Source organism: Dietzia sp. DQ11-44 (assembly GCF_014145205.1).
In the GTDB taxonomy this organism is placed as follows: Bacteria; Actinomycetota; Actinomycetes; order Mycobacteriales; family Mycobacteriaceae; genus Dietzia; species Dietzia natronolimnaea.
This window is the reverse complement of the sequence record NZ_JAALEC010000289.1, coordinates 1-2,987: the sequence shown is the minus strand read 5'-3', so window position 1 is coordinate 2,987 and position 2,987 is coordinate 1. Positions and strand designations below refer to the sequence as shown.

Annotated in this window: 3 protein-coding genes; 1 reads left to right on the top strand and 2 read right to left on the bottom strand. The window is 69.4% G+C overall.

Annotated elements, in window-relative coordinates; genetic code table 11:
• On the bottom strand, positions 1-812 hold an 812-nt coding region (locus G6018_RS08035), incomplete at its 3' end, for a PspA/IM30 family protein (RefSeq protein ID WP_182639339.1).
• A 65-nt stretch (positions 813-877) separates the two neighbouring features.
• Positions 878-2,329 carry a hypothetical protein gene (locus G6018_RS08030; RefSeq protein WP_182639338.1) on the bottom strand — a complete coding sequence of 484 codons (1,452 nt, stop codon included), beginning with the start codon at positions 2,327-2,329 and terminating at the stop codon, positions 878-880.
• Between the two features lie 329 nt (positions 2,330-2,658).
• On the opposite strand from G6018_RS08030, the gene G6018_RS08025 reads away from it, so the two are divergent.
• The coding region (locus G6018_RS08025) for a hypothetical protein (protein ID WP_206685259.1) at positions 2,659-2,987 on the top strand (329 nt) is incomplete at its 3' end.

The following is a 2,987-nucleotide window of genomic DNA, read 5'->3' as shown; positions in this document are numbered from 1 at the left end:
GCGGAACCGTCGGCCCCGGCGCCCTCGGGCAACTGCCGGTCCGTGGCGCCACCCGCCCTGGCACCCTCGACCGCGGTGCCGCCACCGCTCAGCCCCATGGACGCCCGGATCTGCTCGAGCTTGCTCCTGCCCTCCGACTCGCGGGTGAACGCGGCGGCGTCGAGCTGCGCGCTGGACGGGGACCCCGTGGCCTCCGCGAGCTCCTGCTTGCCGAGCGCCGTGGTGTAGCGACCCTCGATCTTGGCGCGGATCTCGTCGAACGTGGGCGAGTTGCCGCCGCCGACCCCCTCCAGCGAGGACATGGAATCGACGGTCCGGTGCTGCATCTCCGCCTGGGTGGCCTGGAGCAGGAGCTGGTCCTCCTGCGCGAGCGTCTCGCGCAGACGCTGGTCGGACTCCCTGACCGCCTGCTTGGCCTGCTCGGCGGCCTGCACCGCCTGCCCGTGCAGCTGTTTGGTGTTCTCGAGGTCCTGCTCCAGGGTGACCATCCGGCCGGCCAGCTGCTCGGCCTGTGCGTCGAACTGGGCGGCGCGGGCGGTGTCCCCCTCGGCACGCGCCGACTCGGCCACCTGGAGGGTCTGCCGGATCTGTCCCTGCACCTCGTCGAGCTGCCGCGACTTGGTGCCCATGGCGATCTCGAGCTGCTTGGCGTTGCCGATCACGGCGGCTGCCTGGTCCGTCACCGACTTGTGCTGCTGGCGGGCGTTGTCCATGGCCTGGCGGACGAGGATCTTGGGGTCCGCGTTGTCGTCGACCTTCTTGTCGAGCGAGGCCTTGAGGTAGTTCCAGCTCTTGGAGAACGGGTTCGGCATGGCGGGGTCCTTACTCTGTCGGCACCGGCGGGCCCCGGACCGGCAGATCGGTCCGGGGCGTGTTCCTACCTCTTGACGGTACCGAGCAGTGCGGCCACGGGCAGCGCGGTCCGCGGCAGGTAGGGCTGGCGCCACAACCCTCCCGAGGCCGCCCCGTGGGACTCGTGCTCCCACTGCACCCCGACGTCCGGCCGTCCCACGTTGAGGTCGTGGACCATCAGCGCGGCGAGCAGGGCGGCGGAGGTGTCGGGCGCGAAGATCTCGATGCCGAAGGCGTAGGCGCCCTTGTAGGTGGCGGCGAGGATCTTGTTCTTGGTGACCGAGTGGGTGTCGGTGGCGGGGGCGACGTTGATCGAGACGGTGTGGCCGTCGGCGAACGCGGTGGTCGCGCGCCACCGCTGGACGCGCTTGGCCAGCGTGTAGTTGGGGCCCTGCTGGGGGACGAGGGCGTCGTGCACCGCCGGGCCGTGGCCGGCCGGGTAGTTGCGGGCGAAGACCTTGCCGCGGGCGACGGAGCCGACGAGTCGCTTGACGTCGGTGATCTTGCGCGCCGCGAGCGCCGCGTCGGAGGCCTCCCGCACGTCCGCGGGGACGACGAAGGTGTCCATCGGGGTGGCGAGGTAGGCGAGCGCGTCGGCGGTGTTGTCGCGTAGGAGGTCGACGACGAGGGCGTCCGCGGCAGAGGAGAGCTGGACGTGGGTTCCGCCGTCCGCGTAGAAGTAGCTGCCCACGGTGAGCGGTGCGGGGGCTGCGGCCCTGGCCCACGCCGCGAGTTCGGGGAGCTGGGTGAGCAGGTCGATGCCGGGGCGGCCGTCCGGCCCGGTGGGTACGTGAAGGCGCCCCGCGAACGTCGAGGCCTCCCCGCGGAAGCGATCCCACGCGGGGCTCGACGGCAGGTCGACGCCCATCACGTCGGCACCCCACTGCAGGAGGCGGCGAGCAGGTCCCATCTCCGAGCCGAGGCCCAGGACGAGCATGGCGCGGCCGGGCAGGGAGAGCCACTGTGGATTGTCCTGGACGAGCTTCAGGGCGTCGGCGCAGCTGGGTTCGATCACACCGGCCGCCACCCACTTGTCCAGCCGGGCGCGCAGGAGGTCGCCGGTCAGTTCCTCGCCGCGGAAGGGGATGGACAGCTCGCGGACCGGGGTCGCCGTGCCCTGGATCGTGTCGGTCGTCGGGGTGTTGGTGGGGGCGACGACGGCGAGGTAGTCCGACATCGGGGTCTCCACGGTCTCCCCGTTCGCGTCGTGTACCCCGACCATGCGGGACTGCAGCGACTCGAGCGCGGCCCGCGCGACACCGTCCCAGGCCGCCGGGTCGGACACCCCGGCGCTGACGAGTTCGGTGAAGGGCTCGATGTAGCCCTTACGCCAGTCCTTGATCCGGTGGACGCGCTCGGAGGCCGCCGGGTCCACGGTGGTGAGTGCGTCGGCGACGACGTCCTTGGCCAGCCGTCCTGTCGAGCGGTTCCCGGACGAATCGGTGGGGAAGAGGACTCCGGTGGTGCTCGATGCCATGACGCTCCTGATGATCGGGGACGATGCGAGGTTAACCTCAACTTCGGCCGGAATGTGTTAGCTCAGCTGGCTCTCGGGCGCCGCCATCCGAATATGTGATTAAACTCACCTGACGGGCAATTGCCAGTAATTAGTTAAAGCAAGTTTATTTCTTAATATTTACATATGCCGAGGTCGTGGGCCGAGAAGGTCAGTGTCGGGCCCGATTTGGCGTCTAACTGCGAGGTTGGCCAACCGCCCATCGTCGGCGTGTTGCTGTGTCATAGAAGAGCGTGGTGTAACAGCCCTGAGGATTGCATCGATATGGTGATGACACGATCGAACGGCGGGTGGTCAAGACCACACGCCGGGCCGGCGGGCAGGGGGAGATTCCGAATCGCCGCGTCGTCAACGACAACAGGAAGGCAATTCCTATGAAGAACTCCAAGCGGATGATGGCCGTCATCGCGGCCTCCGGACTCGCGCTCGGCTCCATGCCGGGTGTGGCCAACGCGCAGGGCAGTGCCGAGCTCGGGGTGGACCTCGGCGCCGCTCTGGGCTCCGGCGAGCTCGCGCTCAACCTCGGCCTTGCTCTCGGCTCGGATGCGGCCGACCTTCCCGATCCGGGCACTCTGCCGTCCGGCTCCCTCGCTGAGCTGACGGAGCCGGGTGGGTCGCT

Coding starts and splice junctions, on each gene's coding strand:
- G6018_RS08030 (WP_182639338.1), bottom strand. CDS start 2,329: ATGGCATCGAGCACCACCGGAGTCCTCTTCCCCACCGATTCGTCCGGG.